This window comes from Thermoplasma sp., assembly GCF_023256435.1.
Lineage (GTDB): Archaea > Thermoplasmatota > Thermoplasmata > Thermoplasmatales > Thermoplasmataceae > Thermoplasma.
The window spans coordinates 1-17,434 of the sequence record NZ_JAGDXM010000004.1 but is presented as its reverse complement, the minus strand read 5'-3'; the positions used below and the strand labels follow the sequence as shown (position 1 = coordinate 17,434).

Annotated in this window: 19 protein-coding genes; 10 read left to right on the top strand and 9 right to left on the bottom strand. The window is 43.3% G+C overall.

All coding sequences use genetic code 11. The features are described 5' to 3' along the window. The first annotated feature begins 156 nt into the window (after positions 1–156). The 3 genes from Q0C15_RS00370 (at position 157) to Q0C15_RS00360 (ending at position 4,140) form a co-directional block, all read left to right on the top strand. Complete coding sequence (locus Q0C15_RS00370) at positions 157–1,530, top strand: cytochrome ubiquinol oxidase subunit I (protein WP_297214865.1); 1,374 nt, start codon at positions 157–159, stop codon at positions 1,528–1,530. A 5-nt stretch (positions 1,531–1,535) separates the two neighbouring features. Next, on the top strand, positions 1,536–2,522 hold the full coding sequence (locus Q0C15_RS00365) for a hypothetical protein (RefSeq protein WP_297214863.1): 987 nt from the start codon (positions 1,536–1,538) through the stop codon (positions 2,520–2,522). A 70-nt stretch (positions 2,523–2,592) separates the two neighbouring features. Beyond that, positions 2,593–4,140, top strand: a complete 1,548-nt coding sequence (locus Q0C15_RS00360) for a gamma-glutamyltransferase family protein (protein WP_297214861.1) — start codon at positions 2,593–2,595, stop codon at positions 4,138–4,140. 21 nt (positions 4,141–4,161) lie between these two features. Here the strand turns inward: Q0C15_RS00360 and Q0C15_RS00355 are convergent, their stop codons facing one another. The 6 genes from Q0C15_RS00355 to Q0C15_RS00330 all read right to left on the bottom strand — a co-directional run bounded on the left by Q0C15_RS00355 (position 4,162) and on the right by Q0C15_RS00330 (position 10,786). Next, a complete protein-coding gene (locus tag Q0C15_RS00355) occupies positions 4,162–4,920 on the bottom strand; it encodes a geranylgeranylglyceryl/heptaprenylglyceryl phosphate synthase (protein ID WP_297214859.1) in 759 nt (252 codons plus the stop codon). After that, positions 4,920–5,729 (bottom strand): UbiA family prenyltransferase, encoded by an 810-nt coding sequence (locus tag Q0C15_RS00350; protein WP_297214857.1) that lies wholly within the window; start codon positions 5,727–5,729, stop codon positions 4,920–4,922. The genes Q0C15_RS00355 and Q0C15_RS00350 overlap by 1 nt, the downstream gene beginning before the upstream one ends. Before the next feature lie 49 nt (positions 5,730–5,778). Then, on the bottom strand, positions 5,779–6,801 hold the full coding sequence (locus Q0C15_RS00345) for a tRNA (guanine-N2)-dimethyltransferase (protein WP_297214856.1): 1,023 nt from the start codon (positions 6,799–6,801) through the stop codon (positions 5,779–5,781). Next, complete coding sequence (locus Q0C15_RS00340; RefSeq protein WP_110641809.1) at positions 6,798–7,334, bottom strand: NTPase; 537 nt, start codon at positions 7,332–7,334, stop codon at positions 6,798–6,800. The genes Q0C15_RS00345 and Q0C15_RS00340 overlap by 4 nt, the downstream gene beginning before the upstream one ends. Before the next feature lie 6 nt (positions 7,335–7,340). After that, positions 7,341–7,706, bottom strand: a complete 366-nt coding sequence (locus Q0C15_RS00335) for a dihydroneopterin aldolase family protein (protein ID WP_297214853.1) — start codon at positions 7,704–7,706, stop codon at positions 7,341–7,343. A gap of 419 nt (positions 7,707–8,125) precedes the next feature. Continuing rightward, a complete protein-coding gene (locus Q0C15_RS00330) occupies positions 8,126–10,786 on the bottom strand; it encodes an ATP-dependent DNA helicase (protein ID WP_297214851.1) in 2,661 nt (886 codons plus the stop codon). Positions 10,787–11,058: 272 nt separating this feature from the next. Here Q0C15_RS00330 and Q0C15_RS00325 point away from each other — a divergent pair, with 272 nt between their 5' ends. Genes Q0C15_RS00325 through Q0C15_RS00310 form a run of 4 tightly spaced genes read left to right on the top strand, consistent with a single transcriptional unit; the run spans position 11,059 to position 14,284 of the window. Further along, positions 11,059–12,762: a succinate dehydrogenase/fumarate reductase flavoprotein subunit gene (locus Q0C15_RS00325; protein ID WP_297214849.1), complete on the top strand. Its 1,704-nt coding sequence runs from the start codon at positions 11,059–11,061 to the stop codon at positions 12,760–12,762. A gap of 9 nt (positions 12,763–12,771) precedes the next feature. Then, positions 12,772–13,497, top strand: coding sequence for a succinate dehydrogenase iron-sulfur subunit (locus Q0C15_RS00320; RefSeq protein WP_110641815.1), 726 nt, complete (start codon positions 12,772–12,774; stop codon positions 13,495–13,497). Between the two features lie 2 nt (positions 13,498–13,499). Next, positions 13,500–13,913: a succinate dehydrogenase, cytochrome b556 subunit gene (locus Q0C15_RS00315; RefSeq protein WP_297214846.1), complete on the top strand. Its 414-nt coding sequence runs from the start codon at positions 13,500–13,502 to the stop codon at positions 13,911–13,913. After that, positions 13,913–14,284 carry a succinate dehydrogenase hydrophobic membrane anchor subunit gene (locus Q0C15_RS00310; protein WP_297214845.1) on the top strand — a complete coding sequence of 124 codons (372 nt, stop codon included), beginning with the start codon at positions 13,913–13,915 and terminating at the stop codon, positions 14,282–14,284. Before Q0C15_RS00315 ends, Q0C15_RS00310 begins: the two co-directional genes overlap by 1 nt. A 25-nt stretch (positions 14,285–14,309) precedes the next feature. Here the strand turns inward: Q0C15_RS00310 and Q0C15_RS00305 are convergent, their stop codons facing one another. Together Q0C15_RS00305 and Q0C15_RS00300 are read right to left on the bottom strand one after the other, a co-directional pair. Further along, positions 14,310–14,600, bottom strand: coding sequence for a hypothetical protein (locus tag Q0C15_RS00305; RefSeq protein ID WP_297214843.1), 291 nt, complete (start codon positions 14,598–14,600; stop codon positions 14,310–14,312). Between the two features lie 68 nt (positions 14,601–14,668). Further along, complete coding sequence (locus Q0C15_RS00300; protein WP_297214841.1) at positions 14,669–15,070, bottom strand: CoA-binding protein; 402 nt, start codon at positions 15,068–15,070, stop codon at positions 14,669–14,671. Positions 15,071–15,201: 131 nt separating this feature from the next. Between Q0C15_RS00300 and Q0C15_RS00295 the strand changes: the two genes are divergently transcribed. Both Q0C15_RS00295 and Q0C15_RS00290 read left to right on the top strand, forming a co-directional pair. Then, the gene (locus Q0C15_RS00295) at positions 15,202–15,504 is read left to right on the top strand and encodes a transcription factor S (RefSeq protein WP_110641823.1); all 303 of its coding nucleotides are present in this window, start codon (positions 15,202–15,204) and stop codon (positions 15,502–15,504) included. A 53-nt stretch (positions 15,505–15,557) separates the two neighbouring features. Continuing rightward, positions 15,558–16,205 (top strand): zinc ribbon domain-containing protein, encoded by a 648-nt coding sequence (locus tag Q0C15_RS00290; RefSeq protein WP_297214836.1) that lies wholly within the window; start codon positions 15,558–15,560, stop codon positions 16,203–16,205. A gap of 38 nt (positions 16,206–16,243) precedes the next feature. On the opposite strand, the gene Q0C15_RS00285 is transcribed toward Q0C15_RS00290, so the two are convergent. After that, positions 16,244–16,381, bottom strand: coding sequence for a hypothetical protein (locus tag Q0C15_RS00285; RefSeq protein ID WP_297214834.1), 138 nt, complete (start codon positions 16,379–16,381; stop codon positions 16,244–16,246). Positions 16,382–16,434: 53 nt separating this feature from the next. Between Q0C15_RS00285 and Q0C15_RS00280 the strand changes: the two genes are divergently transcribed. Continuing rightward, the gene (locus Q0C15_RS00280) at positions 16,435–17,277 is read left to right on the top strand and encodes a DMT family transporter (protein WP_297214832.1); all 843 of its coding nucleotides are present in this window, start codon (positions 16,435–16,437) and stop codon (positions 17,275–17,277) included. Positions 17,278–17,434 lie beyond the last annotated feature (157 nt).

The following is a 17,434-nucleotide window of genomic DNA, read 5'->3' as shown; positions in this document are numbered from 1 at the left end:
GTGCTATCCCCCCTCCGAAACAGTTGAAGAGGCGCTGTCAAGAATTTCTTCATAATTGTGAGCTTTTCTTATCTTTCTGAATAATTATTTTTCGCAATTTCTATTTTATAATTATTTAATTTTAGTTTTAAATACTTCTTATGTATTCTTATTGATATGAACATAGGTACGTTTGACAGATTGCTATTCGCGTACTCAATAGGTTCACATATTCTTATCGTCCTGATGAGTATTGGACTGTCGGTTATATTGCCGGTGCTGGAATACATTGCCATAAAGTACAAGGATGCCTACTATGACATACTGACGCGTAGAGTTGCAAAGGCGTTGGTCATGTTCTTCGCCGTTGGAACAGCCTCAGGCGCTGTTATGGCAGTGGAACTGATAGATCTGTTCCCAAAATTTATGACCGTGATAGCAGTGGTCGGTGTCCTCCCGTTCTATTATGAGATATTCGCATTCTTCCTGGAAACAATAATGCTGGTTTCCTATTACTACTACTGGGATGTATTCAAGAACAGGATGCATCACTGGCTTCTGACTTTCGGCGTAGCTGGAGGCACACTCGGATCTGCTGTTTTCATAACCATGATCAACGCCTGGATGAACACGCCCAATGGATTCAATATAAGCTACTACGAGCAGACGGGTAAGATAATAGACGTTAATCCATTCATAACTGCAATGACACCGTCTACTGGACGCGAAATATTCCATGTGGCAATCGTTACGGCATTCTCAGGACTTATGGTTCTTGGAGCTTTCTTTGCCTATCAGTACCTCAGGTCAAAGACGTTCGAAGAAAAGAATCTCTGGCGCAAGGGCCTGAAGGTCACCTTCCCCATGAACATGTTCCTGATAATAATGGCTGGGCTTTCGGGCACACTGGAAATGAGTGGTCTTCTTGCATACCAGCCGGAAAAATACGCCGCCCTAGATCTGAATCCATACCCAATCGCAAAGGATGCCCCAGAACACTTATTCGGAACCATCGTTGAACAGAATGGGCATTATGTCGTGGTTGGAGGCATCAAGGTGCCTTTGCTTCAGAGCCTTCTCGCAGGCAATGGAAACCTCAATACCGCTGTGCCTGGTCTTTCACAGTTTAATCCTAGTACATGGCCACCGCTTGCTGTTCATGATACCTTCGATCTGATGGTCCTTGGTGGTTCTCTTATAGGGCTATATCTCTTTGTGACTCTCATAGCCTGGATACTTAAGAAGAAGCCCTATGAAAACAAAGGATTCATGATAGCACAGATATTATTCGCAATATTGACTATACCAATCTATATAGCCGGATGGGTCACAGATGAAGTGGGAAGACAGCCATGGATAATCTACAACGTAATGACAGTCTATCAGGCGGCTAACTATTCACCATCGATTGTTGTTCCTGGTTATCTGATAATGGCGTTCTATACGGTACTTATGCCATTTTCATACTGGTATGCATTCAGGCTCATGAAGAAGGGAGACCTCAGATCCGAAATAAAATCCACTGGTTCTTCAGCAGTGGCAGGGAGGTGATATAGGTGCTTACACTCTTTGCAATCCAGTTTTTCACCACAGCTGCGGCCGTAGCATTCCTTCTCACAGAACTAATGGGAGGCGTGTTGCTTCTCCTTGACTGGAAAAACAGCGGATCGAAGATAATGTCATATGTGGCTCCTGTATGGGAAGTCACAGGCACATTTCTAGCCATGTTCGTGGTAGAGACAGATGCAACGTTTGCCGGCATATTGATTCCAGTGGCATTTGCATTTGCTGCGTTGCTCCTTGTATTTCTTATTCTCTTCATTATAAGAAACGTGGCAATAATACTAGGAGAATTCGCAGAGAAAAGGCGTATCTTCACCGATAGGCAGTTATATTATATATATGTGACCTCAACATTGCTCCTCTCAATTGTATTTCTGGCATTTGTTTCAGCAGTGATTAGCGGTCATGGAGTGAGCATTTCCATAACAGGAAATCCTGTGAACTCCTTGAGTTCTGTTAATAATGCACAGGTCACATTCAATGCAATTGAATGGATAGCAGCACCCGGAGATATACTCTTCATAATTTCTGCAGTGTTGATAACCTTTGGACTGGCGCCTGCATTGTATGATGTTAGGAGATTCGCCACGGTGGGAATTATATCTGCAGTACTAGGATTCGTTCTCGGCATCATATCGCTTGTACAGATGGGCGTACACATCAGTCCAATCATAGTCATACCCGCATTCATAATAATGGGGGTACCAGCGCTGTATCTCCTGAATATAGCAAAGAATCTCCTGTCTAACAAAGCTGTCTTCATCGTGTTGCTCATCATCTCGATCTATTCCCTTTATTTCACGGTGTATCCAACAGCAATGGGAGGCAAATTAGTTCTCTCGCAGGTTGTGACCACCGGACCAATGGTGCTTGGAACCATTCTCACTACCGCCGTAGGCTTCACTCTTCTGGCACTCATGCTCTCATTATACGTCTATGTCAATTACAGAAGCAGCCATGCGCTAACTGCCACGAAATAAATAATTTTTTTTGAAAAAATTTTAAATTTTTTACGGCAAATGATATATAATCAAGACTGCATGATGAGACGTGAAACGCAGCAGACCAAATGCCTTCTCGGATAAAGCCGTTATCGCCTCCTCGAGTGAACTTGCCTCGATCGCTGGCAGAGACGTAATGAAAGCTGGTGGCAACATATTCGATGCTGCACTGGCAGTCAGTGCTGCACTTTGCGTAACACAGAACAACCTCTGTGGTATTGGTGGCGATCTCTTCGCACTCATAAGAGACGAAAACGGTGAAATTATCGATTTGAATGGCAGCGGACAGTCCGCAAAGGCAACCAGCATAGAGTTCTATGAATCAATGGGCATGAAAAGAATACCGGAGCGGGGCATATATGCAGCCATCACTGTTCCTGGAATTGTCGGATCCTGGGAAACGATATACAGGAGATATGCAAGCCTGGATATTCATGAAATTCTGAAACCTGCCATACGCATGGCAAGGGAAGGGTTCCCAGTTACACAGAATTATTCGGAATCCATAGCACGCAGTGCAACACTTCTGGGAAGATACTCTGGCTGGTCTTCAATATTCATGCCTGGCGGCAGACCCCCAGCGCCAGGTGAAATTTTCAAGCAGCCAGATCTTGCCAATACCCTGAAATCATTGGCTGAGGATGGTTATGGATCCTTCTACAATGGAAGGCTTTCTGAAACCATAACTGCTGGGCTAATTGATGCGGGTTCACTGATCGATGATCAAGATCTCAAAGCCTATAGCCCAGTACTGCGGAGACCGGTATGCACTGCCCTTGATGATTTCAAAATATATGAGACCTCACCGAATAGCCAGGGTATCACACTGATTCACTGGGTGGAGAATCTTTTCCAAAGGGGCTATGGGACAGAATCCATGTCCGATGTCAAGGCGACCGATCTGATGGAATCGATGTATGGTGCGTATGAGAGGAGAAGATATATAACGGATCCTGCCTTCATGAAGAATCCAAATTATAAAGATTCGGGAATCGGTTCTATCGCAAGGCAGGAGAACACCGATCCGGATAGAGGAGATACAACTTACTTTTCTATAAGTGATGGAGAGGGGCGTTCAGTCAGCATGATTCAGAGCAACTACATGGGCTTCGGTTCTGGCATCGTTCCAAGAGGTACAGGTTTTGTATTGCAAAATAGAGGTACATACTTCAGCCTTGACAGAACTCATCCTAACGCACTGATGCCAGGCAAGAGAACCTTTCATACTTTAGCAGCCTGCATAGTTGAGAAGCGTGGTGACCTGTATGCCTCATTTGGATCGATGGGAGGCGACATTCAACCACAGGTTCAGATGCAGATCTTGATGAACATATTCAGAGAAAACTCTGATCCACAGGCTCTTATAGACAGGCCAAGGTGGGCTGAGCCATACACCATCTACGAGGATCCAGGCCCAATATATGTGGAATCTACGCATCTCGCAGAATATCTATCCGAATACTCAAAGACCAGAGGCATAAGAATTAAAGAGGTTTCACCTGAATTTGGTACTGCACAGATAACCACTATGCTTCCGAACGGCGTTGTCGTGGGTGCTGCGGATCCAAGGGGAGATGGGATTGCTATACCTGTATGATTATTGATTTATATTTGATTATCAATGTATTTTTGACAACCCTATTTCCTTTATGCTTTCGATTATAGGGTGCAGGGCTTCATATACGTTGGAGGTTCTCTCAGTTATTGTTCCTGTGACGATCATATCTGCACCGGCCATCGCCAGGGACTTTGCGGATTCTGCAGTCCTGATGCCCCCTCCAACTATTATCGGTATCTGCACTTCACTTTTGACTCTCTTGATCACATTTTCGCTGACATGATAAGGAGAGCCGCTACCAGCCTCGAAGTAAAGCAGTCTGAAGCCAAGGTACTGCGCAGCCAGTGCATAGGATAATGCGGTATTTTCATCGTCTCTTGGTATCAACCTGGCTTGGCTCACGCGTCCCACAGTCATTCCAGGATAGAAAACGAGATATGCCATCGGTATCTTCTCTATAGGCATGGATGAAAGCGGAATGGCAGCCTTAACTTGATGCCCAACCACATAATCGAGATTGCCTGAATTGAGCAGACTCATGAAAAATATTGCATCAGCTTTTGACGAGATCATGAGCGATGAACCAGGGAATATGATCACTTTCAGATTTGTACGATCCTTTATGGCAGTGATGGCCTCGTCCATCATCCTCATGTCGATATCCGTTGAACCACCTACCATTATGAAGTCCGTTCCGGCCATCTCTGCCTCCTCCGCTATACGGGCACATTCCTGAGGGGGCTTTGAAGCTGGATCTATCAAAGTCATATGCACCTTTCCGCTCTTCGATCTCTGGATCATCTCTTCTAGTACAGTCATCAGAATGCACCTGCGAGGAACGACGCCATGCCCACTATCATAGCATACTTTGATACTTTTTGGCCGGACGTTGGATTTCTGGATGATATCGCGCCTGAAGTTATAAATAGTGCATCTGCCACAAGAACAACATACAGATAGTATATGGATAGAATGTGAAGGGCAAAGGGTAGATAAGAGACAACAACTAATATAGCGATGATTATATCTGAAAGCATTATCGCCTTTTTAACGCCGTATCTCTTTGGAAACGTGATCCTATCAGAATCTCCGTTAACGTCCTCGACGTCCTTTATTATCTCTCTCGACATGTTGGATGTAAATGCAAGTAAAAAGAGGAATATCATCCTGCTGTAAGAGAATACGGATACGCCCCCGAAGATGAAGATCAGACCTATGAGAAGGCTTATGACCGCATTTCCAGGCAGCCCGGTCTTTTTAAGAAAATACTCGTAGGATACGAGTAGCACTTCGGCCAATATAACTATGAGCATCGCAACTATGGAGATGAAGACTGATATAACTATGGAAATGCCAAATAAAACCAGAAATATGGTTTCAGCTTCTCTCTTGGACATCTCTCCAGTGACAAGCGGTCTCTTTGGATGATTTATTCTATCCACTTCCACATCCACTATATCGTTGATTATGTTGCCGCCGGATGTGACAAGAAAAACAGCTATGGCAGCCATTGTAACCGGAATCAAATGAGCCGTGATCCTGCTTCCCACCGCTATATAAGCGGAGATATAGGTTGATATGAAACCCATTGTACCGTTGATCGGTCTTATTATGGAAAATCTGCTCATTCTAGGGAACTGAACATTATGCAATATATTATTTTTGCCTATGCTTCGGTCAGTGACGCAAAATATCCATCATCATCTCTTCGATCTGAGCGCAGCTCGCGTCTGTCTTAATGCCCGTTGGTGAAAACATGGTTCTAGCTGCAATATATCCAGCCTCCCTGATTTTATCTATAACCGAGGAAACGGAGGGAAGGCTGATATGTCTGAATCTTGCTATATCAGTCATATCACAGAACAGCAACCTGTTTTCTTCTGAATTGAAATTTATATGGCCGGTGGATTCGAGTACATCTCTGGCAACCTCATTCTCCTGTATTCTTCCCTTCCAGACAGGCCCCTCTTCAACGTCCGGATACATGTCAGCATGAATATCGTGCTTGTTGACATATCCAACCTCACGGATCATCCTTCCGGCGCTCTGAAAACCCTTTTCAATCTTCAGAAATATGCGATAATAATGTCCATGCCATATAGAAAGCATGGGTTCAATGGATCTGCCAAGTGCGGCTGCCCTCTTTGCTGTGTATCCTATCAAGAGCCTGATACCCATCTCATGCCTGAAAGTATCATTCTGAATTAAGGCATCATATCTTATTCTTGTCTTATGCGGTACTGATCCGGTGAGGGCGGTCTGATCAGTTGCGGTTATACCAAGAAAACCTCCACGTTTTACCCCCATCAATGCGGCATCTATATATGGGACTGGTGATCCGTATGGATCGATATCCACATATTCAAACGAACCATGCTGCAATACACATTCAAAGGTATCATTCACGGCTGTCGCGTGGGAACCATTCCTCTCTATGTTATCCCTTACGATTCTATATGATTCTGGAGACACCTCTGCTATCGTGACCGAGGCGTTGGTTTCCTTAGCAATCCTTATTCCACGTATTCCAGTTCCACCAAAACCATCCAGAGCAGTTTTTATACCCATTCGCTTTATGAATTCTATAGTTATATCTCGGTTTATCTTCTGATCCGCATTGTAGAAACCAGCGCCCCTCTTTCCGGGGCCATGATATATCTCAGGAACGGAGATCTCGGCCTCTCCCTCCTTTATTATCATTCCTCTCCCTTTAGGACATGCATAACCTTAAAGGGCAGTATATTCTTGTTTATCGGCGTGATATCGAATACCCTGACGCCCTCCAAACTCTTGATCTCCTGCAGGACTGGATTTCTAGATCTCTTATGCAGGGTCACAATGAGCGGCTTACCGCATTTCAGGGTTTCCTCTATTTCAGCGTGCACCTTCTTTGTGGTGTTCTCCAGCTTTCCGACCTCGTCTATGACGATGACATCGGCTGTTTCCCTTGCCTTCTGCAAACTCGGTATAAGAATCTCCTCGAGTATCTTTGTATCAACTCCAAGTTTGTCTATCTTTACTCTCGAGACGAAGTTGTCGAAGCAGAACTGTGCCTTTCTCTTGGATTCTATATCCTCAATTGTGTAACCAGTGAGTTTTCCGTTGTTCGTCACTTTCGATACGAGTACACCTTGAACGTTGAGATGATCATTCCTAAGCATGTCTATTATCTTCTGAAGAGCTTCCGATTTTATCGACCCAACAGGACCTGTGATTCCGATTTTTATAGCCAACCTGCATCACTCCTCTATATACATAAGCGGATAGTCCATTTCCGGAATGTACTTCAGGCGTGCCACGACCACATTGCCATCGTAGTTCACCTTGATCCTTACGTCCAGCATTTCTCCACTCAATGTGAGGTATTTATATACGCCAGGTTTTTTATTATTGACCGATGGATCAATCTTGACTTCAGCCTCCTCAACAAATGGCTGTACCATTATACTTTCCTTTATCGCTTTTTCTATATAACTCACATTCCCCTGGTTTATGGGTATACCAACATACTGATGATACACTGTCCCAAGCTTGATGCCCGCTTCAAACACAGCTCTCTCCCGTGGCGTGCATTTGAAATAATGTGATGCTGGATCTTTCATCATAGGGTAATAACATAATTATAGATAAATAATATGTACAATTTTCCCGCATTCATTTTGATCGGAGATCTAAAATCCGTGGCTCTAAATCGTAAAGTGGCCAAAGACGCATTTTCGTGCAGATGTGAGCTACTCCTAAGCTAAAGCATCGGATCTTCCTTTCAGCGAAGAGACATCTGCCTTTCCGGATATCCAAGGCAAGCTCCATATCGTGATGTCCACAGGCGTGGATTCGGATCTCAGCGATTTTACTCATGCATCCAGCCACTTGGTTATCGTGATGGATGCAAAAATATGGGAAAACAATTTATGAGTATATCCATTGAGGGAAGTCCGGGTATCTTATGTCCGAAGAGTGGGTTTTACTGCTTCCCTTAAACTCCTAACTTTCCTATAAAGGCACGATTCAGGTATTCTTACGCTTATATCTCTGTACTTCCGTTCTTCAATATTGCCATTATACGATCATAAAGCGTATCATCCGCCTTCTTCGATCCATATTCGATGAGATCGTCTATGAACTTTTCAGGATCTTTGCAGTAATCCACATATCGCTGTATCAGGCTTCTTATCTTTGAATCCGTGCGTTCTATCCTGTAAACCTCGTATGTTATTTCCCCCGTATTTATAGTCGGGCGAAGAGCTATATATCCAATAGCCGTTTGTATCTTGTTTGGATCTATATGATTTGATCTTGAATAAAGCATCTTGTAGAAAGCAAGCTGATCGCCGTAGTGGTTATTCGAATTCTTTCTCTTATCCGTCTTATAATCTAGTATGAGATATCGTTCTCCATCGCTGAAAATAGCGTCTATCTTACCATAAAGTATGAAATCTTCAGCCTCCTTCATATAAACTGATCCTGGGATCTTCACCTCTACTTCACTGCCTATCTGCTTCATCTGCCATTCTTCATTTATCTTTTTCATGACGCCAATTATATTTTCATAATATAGCCTATAATGAGGCGATAAAGATTGTACGTCTATCGTTCCTTCGTAGATCCCCTGTGCCATACCATGTATGCTTGTGCCTAACCTCATGGCCGGGCTTGTGTACTTAAGTTCCAGTATATGATCCTTCAGAAACCTGAACGGATCTTCCAGAGAGGAAAGCAGAGAGAATGATATTACATTATTCTTCCTTATTCCTGAGTAGATCAGCTTTCTTATTCTTCCCTCTTCATGGATCAGATCGAATGCTTTATTGATGTCTCCGCGTACAAAGGCGAGGTATGGCTCTCTCTTAATATCGTACCTATTCTCATCTATGAAGTTTTGCGGAGCAACGATAGAACCTCCCCGGATCGAATAGGTATTGAAATAACGATCATCGTCAGTGACAACTACAAGATTCCTGGCAGCACGCGTTATTGCGACAAAATCAACACGCGTATCCTCGTCTTCTAGATCGATGGAGACATCCTTCCCCTTATTTATCCTGATCATCTGCTCCGCAACCAGATCTACTGCGCTCATCTTTTCGTCCTTCTTGGTTTTTGGAAAGTATATTACCGTGTCAAATTCGAGGCCCTTTGCCTTGTGAACGGTCATAACTGATATTCTCTCATTGGTGTCTATCTCCTCTGTTTCCTCGTCACATATCTCCAGATAATTGATCAGATCGTCTCTACTTTCGTTTCCGTAGAAGTCAAGATACTCGTTAAGGTTTCTGTATAGCCTTTGAACAGTGAGAAAATAGCGCTGGTCGAATGCTATCGCTATCGGAATTATCAACCTATCGAATATATCTATGAGGCCCTTAATTCCAGGTGCCGAGTATGTAAGTCTGAGACTTTTAAGCAGATCGTAATTCTGAAGACTGGTGTTTCCACTTATCAAGCTTTCCTTTATATCATACGCCTCGCTTATCTGCAAACCACTGAATGGCGTGAATAGACCGTTTATTACGCTCTGCATATCACCATAAATTATCATCTTCAGGAAGGCAATCACATCCTTCTTGGCGCGATCGCTTGTTGCAGACAAGGCACTGGAGGCGTATTTTATGTTGTTTCTGTCTAAAATCGAGGATATCCTTATGACCTGATCGTTTCTCCTGGCAAGAATACCCACCCTATCCTTCGGAAACTTCTTCAGAAGATCAATAATGGCTTCTTCGTCGGCCTCGACTATTTCGACATACCCTTTATCATCCTTTGAACTTTTCAATTCAGCTAATTCATTATGGTACTGATTCGGATACCTAGTATTCTTGAGAAAGAACTCGCGTGCGTAATTCAATATCTGCTCAGAATTTCTATGATCGGTGGAGAGATACTCAATAGAAGCGTTCGGGAAATGATGCTCGAAATTCCCGAATCCGCCGCCCTGAAATCCAAAAATCGACTGCTTCCTGTCTCCAACAGCATACACCTGCTCACCAACTGAACTGATCAATTTGGCCTGAAGTTCACTCGCGTCTTGAAGTTCATCAACAAGCACATATCTGAATTTTGGCTTCACATCCAGCGTCAGGAATTTTGTTATCATATCATTGTAATCGATCAGATTTCTTGACTCCTTGGCCAGACGATACTCATCCAGTATCCTGCTGAGATGAACGAATAGATCTATTATCTCATCCGTGCTTTCCTTTACACCTTTTTCTTTTCTCCGAGCCTCAAATGCATCTCTTAATGATGCAGCCACCTTCTCCGGTTCTTCGATGCGATCAATACCGAAGCTGCCGAGGTATCTAACTATATTCTCCAGCTGTGGCACAATTCTGGATATCAGATATTCCCTTTCATAATTGAATACATTATTTTTGATGAGATAGTCAAATATCACCTTCCTCAAAAAATTCTGATTGACGATCCCTCTGTATCCGTATCTCCTGACGGCAGAATAGGCAAAGGAATGGAATGTATAGACGTTTATAGCGCTCAGATCTGTCAAAAGATTCTCCTTCTGGAGGGCCTGTATGATCCTCTTTCTCATATTCTCTGCGGCCTTATTGGTGAAGGTCAAGCAGAGTATATCTCTCTGGTCCACACCCTTTCTTATAAGCTCAACATATTTTTGAGATATACTGGTGGTCTTGCCTGTACCCGGGCCGGCAATCACTATGTTTGCATTCACACTTGATCAGGTTATTCTGAAAAATAAACCTATTGGTGCAGAAAAACGATCCGATCTTCCGTTATTGTATTTAAGACTTACAGCGAACGCTAGAACTTAATATAAATGATTTGTTCTAAAAAAATCAATATTTATGAAATTCAGCATTATATGCACATACTACAACGTTGTTTGTATATTAACAGAAAAATTCAGCCGATTTCTATCATGCTATGTGTATGGTAAGGCAAAAAAATATATTTGTTTCAGGGATAATACTCCGGTGTGTTTACTTGGAGAAGATTAAAGAGGATGTGATCATCCTTGGTGGCGGGATGGCTGGCCTGAGGGCAGCTGTCGCTGCCGCAGAATATAATAAAAATCTCTCTGTAGGGGTGGTCTCTAAACTGTATCCCCTCCGTTCTCATTCTGTTTCAGCAGAGGGAGGTACAAGTGCCGTCCTGAACCCAAAGGATAGCTTTGATCTCCATGCATATGATACCATTAAGGGCTCGGACTATCTGGCGGATCAGGATGCAGTTGAGGAATTCGTGAGGTTAGTTCCTGAACAGATCTACACCACAGACCACTGGGGCTGCCCATGGAGCAGAAATCCAGATGGCACGATATCTCAGAGAGATTTTGGAGCGCTGAGCTTTCCCAGAGCAACATTTGCTGCAGATAAGACTGGTTTTCACGTCATGCAGACGCTCTTCAGCCGTGCTCTGAAATATGATAACATTCGATTCTATAACGAATATTTTGCGACCTCGATGTTTATTGAAAATGGCAGATTCAATTCACTCACCACCATAAATCTGAGAACTGGTGATTTTACCGTATTTCAGGGCAAGGCGATAGTCTTTGCGGCAGGCGGAGCAGGAAGGCTTTACCAGTTCAGTACTTACGCACATTCTGTTTCCGGTGATGGAGATGCCATAGCCTATAGGGCTGGAATACCGTTGAAGGATATGGAGTTTATTCAGTTCCATCCAACAGGACTGGTACCATCCGGAATACTCATAACTGAGGGCGCCAGAGCAGACGGTGGATATCTTCTGAATGGCGAGAAGAAGAGATTCATGCAGGCCTATGCACCCAACAAACTGGAAAAGGCTTCCAGAGATGTTGTTTCAAGAGCCATCATGTGGGAGATCGAGGCAGGAAGAGGGGCCAAGGGCGAATATGGGGACATGGAGTATGTATATCTTGACCTCAGGCATATGGCTGATGTACTAGATGAACGCCTGCCAATGATAACTGAAATAGCTAAGAAGTTCAACGGTATAGATGCACATACAGAGCTTATCCCTGTCCATCCGGCAACGCATTACACTATGGGTGGCATAGATTCAAACGTAAAGACAACCACAGATTATTCCGGAATTTTTGCCGCCGGAGAAAATGCGTGCGTGAGTATTCACGGAGCCAACAGACTCGGTTCGAACTCCACCAATGAATGCCTTGCACTTGGAAACGTAGCAGGGGTATCCGCAGCAAAATATGCAATGGAACATGATATTCCTGACCTTGTTGTCTCCAATGTAGATGCCGAAGAGAAGAGGATATGGGATGACCTTCTCAAGAGGAATGGAGGAGAAAACGTCGCCAAGATAAGGGAGGATCTCAGAAACAACATGGACAAAAACGTGGGGATATTCAGAGACGCCAATGGCCTGAACACAGCGCTGAAAAATATAAAGAGTTATAAGGAGAGGTATGAAAAGATATCGATACAGGACAAGTCCAGCACGTTCAACATGGAGCTGGAGTGGGCCCTTGAGGTTGGCTTCATGCTTGACCTGGCTGAAATTATTACTGTGGGCGCAATAATGAGGACTGAGAGTAGGGGCGCACACTACAGGAAGGATTATCCAAACAGAGACGACGAAAACTTTTTGAAACATACGATAGCTACGTATACAAAGGATGGACCTAAGATAACGTACAAGCCAGTGGTCATAACGAAGTGGCAGCCCACGGTCAGGACATATTGAGGTGAAACCATGGCCGATGAATATGAATTTGAAATAAAGAGGAAGGATGAAAGTGGGAAGGTCTATTACAGTACCTACAAGGTGCCAAAGGATAAGATATCCACGGTGCTAGAGGGCCTGCTTTACATCAAGGAGAACCTTGATCAGTCGCTGTCATTCAGATACTCTTGTAGAATGGAAATATGTGGAAGCTGCGGCATGGAGATTGATGGAAAGCCAAGAATGGCATGCTCAACGATAGTAGAGGATCTTAAAAAGGATCATATAAAGATCGAACCACTGAAGCACTATAAGGTCATACGAGATCTCGTGGTTGATATTGATCCATTCTTTGATAAATACAGGGAGGTCAAACCTTACATAATCAGGGATGACGATGGGAAATATGACAAAGAACTTCCACAGACGCCGGAACAGTTCCATGAATATGCCAATTTTGCCATGTGCATAAAATGTGGCCTGTGTATGGCTGCATGCCCGATTGAGGGATCAGATCCAAATTATCTCGGGCCTGCACCGCTGGCAGCAGCATGGAGATATATAGCTGATAACCGTGATCAGGGTGCAAAATACAGAGTTGAAGTTGTCGATGGCGAGGAAGGGACGTCCAGATGCCACTTCGCAGGCGAATGCACCGAAGTCTGCCCGAAGGGCGTGGATCCATCGTTCGCAATACAGAAACTCAGAAGAACTGCCCTGAAGATTGAGATTGCGAGCATATTTGGAGGGAGATGAATATGGTTGAAGTGAATAAGGAAATGAAAGAAGGCATAACAGCCTGGGCCAAATTCTACAAGAAGGGTATGGGATATTTCGCCTTTGCCTTCCACAGACTTTCTGGGCTAGTCATACTGTTTTACCTGTATCTGCATTATACCGTTCTGTCAAACCTTTTGAGAGGACAGGCCACATACAATGCCATCGTAAAATCAATAACATATGGACCATACGACAGTTTTCTTGTGTTGGACTTCCTGTTGGCTCTGGTCATATTCTATCATGGAGCAAACGGTGTGAGACTTGCGCTCAATGAGTTCGGTATAGGGATGTACCATCACAAGGCACTGTTTATCACCTTCGAGATCATAGCGATGGTGCTCCTGGGTCTATTCGACTATTATGCATTACAGTTTGTGGGGGTAGGTTTCTAATGGCAGAGAAGGAAAAGATGAAATATGGTTCACTTAACAGATTCGTTCAGGCTGTAACTGGCCTTTTCCTGCTATTCTTCCTCGGCGTTCACCTCTATGTAGCGCATATAGATTTCGGTCATCCTGTAGCATTCTTCAGTTCGGTCATAAATCAGCTGCACAATCCATGGTGGCTTGGCTTCTTCCTGATCTTTGTTTATATAATAACTTACCATGGCGTAAATGGTCTTAACCATATCATAGCTGATACAAGCATAAGTGAAAAGGCCAAGAGGAATATAGGGATCGCACTCATGGTCATATACGTGATAACCATAATATATGGAACTATACTGGCTCTTCTTGTGGCCAAAATGACAGTTCCATCATAAATTTTTTTATAAAAAATTTTAATGATTATCCGAAGACAAAACCCATTCCCTCTTCTGCATTATCGTTTTCTTCCTTGATCTTTCTGTATATATTTTCTGCTTCTTTGGAGTCTAGCTCTACCATGCTGGCCGGTTTTATGCTCTTAACATAATTTACGGCCTCATCGTTGCCCTCGAACAGATATATCGTTCCATCCTCACCATACATTGATCCGTCCCTTTTGAGAACGGTCATTCGTGAAACTCTGTCATCTTGAAGGAAGTTGTTTATTGCGTTCTCGTCATCGCCCTTGCTCTTAAATATGACAAACGCCATCTTTCATCGGGTGGTCATGCCTGCATCGCATATAAATTCATTTGGAAATTCAGAGGCCGTTGTATCTATCATTTGCCCATAAGCTTCTTGTGTTCCTTCATCATACATCTGTCTGATACAACCAGAAGACCATTATTTCTGGCCTTTTCTTCCGCCTCCCTATGCTGTATACCTTCCTGAAGCCATAAGACCTTAGCACCCTTCAATATGGCCTGATCTACTATTTCCGGAACAGCTTCAGGTTTCCTGAATACATCCACCACATCCACCGATACTGGAATTGATGTTAAATCCCTATACGCCTTTCTACCATTCCATGATTCTATTGCAGGATTCACAGGTATTATCTCATAGCCATTTTCTGAAAGATATTTTGCAACTCTATAGCTGTCCCTTTCCGGCTTATCGGATACGCCAACGACAGCCACAATTTTGCTGTTCTTAAGGATCATTTCGATATCCTCAGACATAGCGAAAATATACCTAACACGCTAATTAAAATGATGGTAGATTCTCCTGCTACATGTTAATTTACCATTGAAGCCTGAATAAAGTTAATAAACTATTAAGTTTAAATAGAAAATAGTAATTCTATAATTCTATGTTTTGTCCAAAATGTGGTTCTCTCATGACCCCAATGAATGGGAAATATGTATGTCCATCATGCGGGTATGAAATATCAAAGAATAAGGAGACCATAAAGATAGTGGCAAAGAGCTCTGATAAGGAAACAATAATGATAAAGGAGGAGGTATCTGCAGAGCCCTTGGATTCAGATGCCGTATGTCCAAGATGCCATCACAAAGGCGCAAGATATGTGCTGAAGCAGACAAGATCGGCTGATGAGCCTGAGACAAAGTTCTACACCTGCGAAGAATGCGGATATAGGTGGAGAGAATATTGAAGCCGTATTTAGCATTAAGAAACTTTTATATCTAATCTTTACTAACTTAAACGATGCCTGTTTACGACCCAGATGAACATGAGATCCTCCAAGAAAAATCAAGCATGACACGTGGAGGAGAGCAATACTTCAAGGGTACTCTGTATCTTAGCGACAAACGCCTGATATACGAAGAAAAAGGCCACAGAGGATTCATACATGCTCATCCAGCAAAGATATTGCTGGATCTGCCCCTATACTTGATTGTAAATATATCCACGGCTGTACCGAGAATAAAGCTTGGTACAAAGAAAACATTATCTGTTGAGTTTGTCACGGATAAAGGTGATGATAGAGCTACATTCGTCCTGAAGGATCCAGAAAAATGGAAAAAAGAGATGGAGAGATGGACAACAGATGCTAAGCGCAGACATGAACAGGAAGAAAAACTTAAACTAGAAGAGCAGAGAAGAAGAGAGATAGAGCTTGCCCGTGCTAAGGCTCCAACCGCCAACATAGGTATGTATATAAATGCTGGCAAAAAGGAAGAGGGAAAGAATATACCTAAATTCATAGAGTCTGCTGTTTCTGAAGAGAAGGAAAATATCTTCGAAGGGCAGGAGCAACCGGCCCTACCAAGAACTAAAAAATGCCCAAACTGCGGTAAAGATATTCCTGCAGATTCCGTCTACTGCCCCTATTGCGGATTCAAGCAGCCATAAATATTTTTGACGGGCTTTATTATTTTTCGAGTCAAGGTTTACATTTTGTATTTTTTCTGTGCGGTCGCCCTATAATTTGTCTCAGAATATGATGCATATTTTGAAACGTTGTATATTCCGACGTTTGAGTCAAAGAATGATATGCCTCTGAACTGAAACTGCTTGAACCTATCCACCTTACAAACCCCATAACAAATATCTTTAACCGCCCTAACAATACCCCCATTCAATGAAAGAGATAAAGTACCTCATTCCCTATGTGATCATAAGCTCATTCTCCTACTATTTTGCCAAGAATGGAGTCAATCAGGTCTCACCAGCAATCTTCATGTCCATGAGGTACTTTATCGCAGGACTATCGCTCTTGCCATTTGCGAAACATATGAAGCTCTCTTGGAGTGTGGTGGTACTCTCAGTTATGACCTCCACAAGCACAGCTCTGTGGGCATACGGGCTCATATATGTATCGCCTGCTGAATCCGCAATTTTGAGTTATTCCATGCCAGTCTTCTCGCTACCCATAGCTTTCCTGATGGTGAAGGAAAGGCCGTCCAGGATAGAGATCGCAGGCATAGCAATAGGTTTTGCGGGAGTCATGCTGTACGGATTGCCTTTGATGCATGGATTCACGCTTTTCGGCGCAGTACTCACCCTTGCAAATGCTGTATTCTGGGCACTCTTTACAGTATATTACAGGAAACTCAAGGAAGAGGATCCTATATCAATAAACACCATGCAGTTTTTCATAGGTGGTGTTATACTATTGGCCTATATCCCTTTCGATGCCAGATTTGATCCGGGATTATCCTTCATAGCAGATGTTCTCTGGATGGCACTCCTGGGAGGTTCAGTACAGTTTATACTCTGGAACGTAATGATAAAAATGAGTTCAGTCAATAAGATAACAGTACTCGCATTCTCAGTGCCAATTTTTACAATGATCCTTTCGATATTCATAGATCATGAGATACCGGATCTCATGGAGATCGCTGGTGTTATAACAATGTTCACCGGGATATTCATCTCAAGACTGAGGGGCGGAATATCCATAGTCAAGGAAACAAGCACCTAAATTGGAGCCGTCAGCAGAAAAATGCATTATGTCGGATATCCACATTAGTCAGCTACTCCTCGCCAAAGCTTCGGAGCTTGTTGCTGGTCTCCCCTCCACCCGTGAGTGAGGTTTCATTGAACCGCAGCGATCGGCTGGCTGACAGCAGCCTGAAGTA

Excerpts from the sequence above, each read along its gene's own strand:
- Q0C15_RS00370 (WP_297214865.1), top strand. The coding sequence starts at position 157 with ATGAACATAGGTACGTTTGACAGATTGCTATTCGCGTACTCAATAGGT.
- Q0C15_RS00355 (WP_297214859.1), bottom strand. The coding sequence starts at position 4,920 with ATGACTGTACTAGAAGAGATGATCCAGAGATCGAAGAGCGGAAAGGTG.
- Q0C15_RS00350 (WP_297214857.1), bottom strand. The coding sequence starts at position 5,729 with ATGAGCAGATTTTCCATAATAAGACCGATCAACGGTACAATGGGTTTC.
- Q0C15_RS00345 (WP_297214856.1), bottom strand. The coding sequence starts at position 6,801 with ATGATAATAAAGGAGGGAGAGGCCGAGATCTCCGTTCCTGAGATATAT.
- Q0C15_RS00335 (WP_297214853.1), bottom strand. The coding sequence starts at position 7,706 with ATGATGAAAGATCCAGCATCACATTATTTCAAATGCACGCCACGGGAG.
- Q0C15_RS00320 (WP_110641815.1), top strand. The coding sequence starts at position 12,772 with ATGGCCGATGAATATGAATTTGAAATAAAGAGGAAGGATGAAAGTGGG.
- Q0C15_RS00315 (WP_297214846.1), top strand. The coding sequence starts at position 13,500 with ATGGTTGAAGTGAATAAGGAAATGAAAGAAGGCATAACAGCCTGGGCC.
- Q0C15_RS00310 (WP_297214845.1), top strand. The coding sequence starts at position 13,913 with ATGGCAGAGAAGGAAAAGATGAAATATGGTTCACTTAACAGATTCGTT.
- Q0C15_RS00305 (WP_297214843.1), bottom strand. The coding sequence starts at position 14,600 with ATGGCGTTTGTCATATTTAAGAGCAAGGGCGATGACGAGAACGCAATA.
- Q0C15_RS00300 (WP_297214841.1), bottom strand. The coding sequence starts at position 15,070 with ATGTCTGAGGATATCGAAATGATCCTTAAGAACAGCAAAATTGTGGCT.
- Q0C15_RS00295 (WP_110641823.1), top strand. The coding sequence starts at position 15,202 with ATGTTTTGTCCAAAATGTGGTTCTCTCATGACCCCAATGAATGGGAAA.
- Q0C15_RS00290 (WP_297214836.1), top strand. The coding sequence starts at position 15,558 with ATGCCTGTTTACGACCCAGATGAACATGAGATCCTCCAAGAAAAATCA.
- Q0C15_RS00280 (WP_297214832.1), top strand. The coding sequence starts at position 16,435 with ATGAAAGAGATAAAGTACCTCATTCCCTATGTGATCATAAGCTCATTC.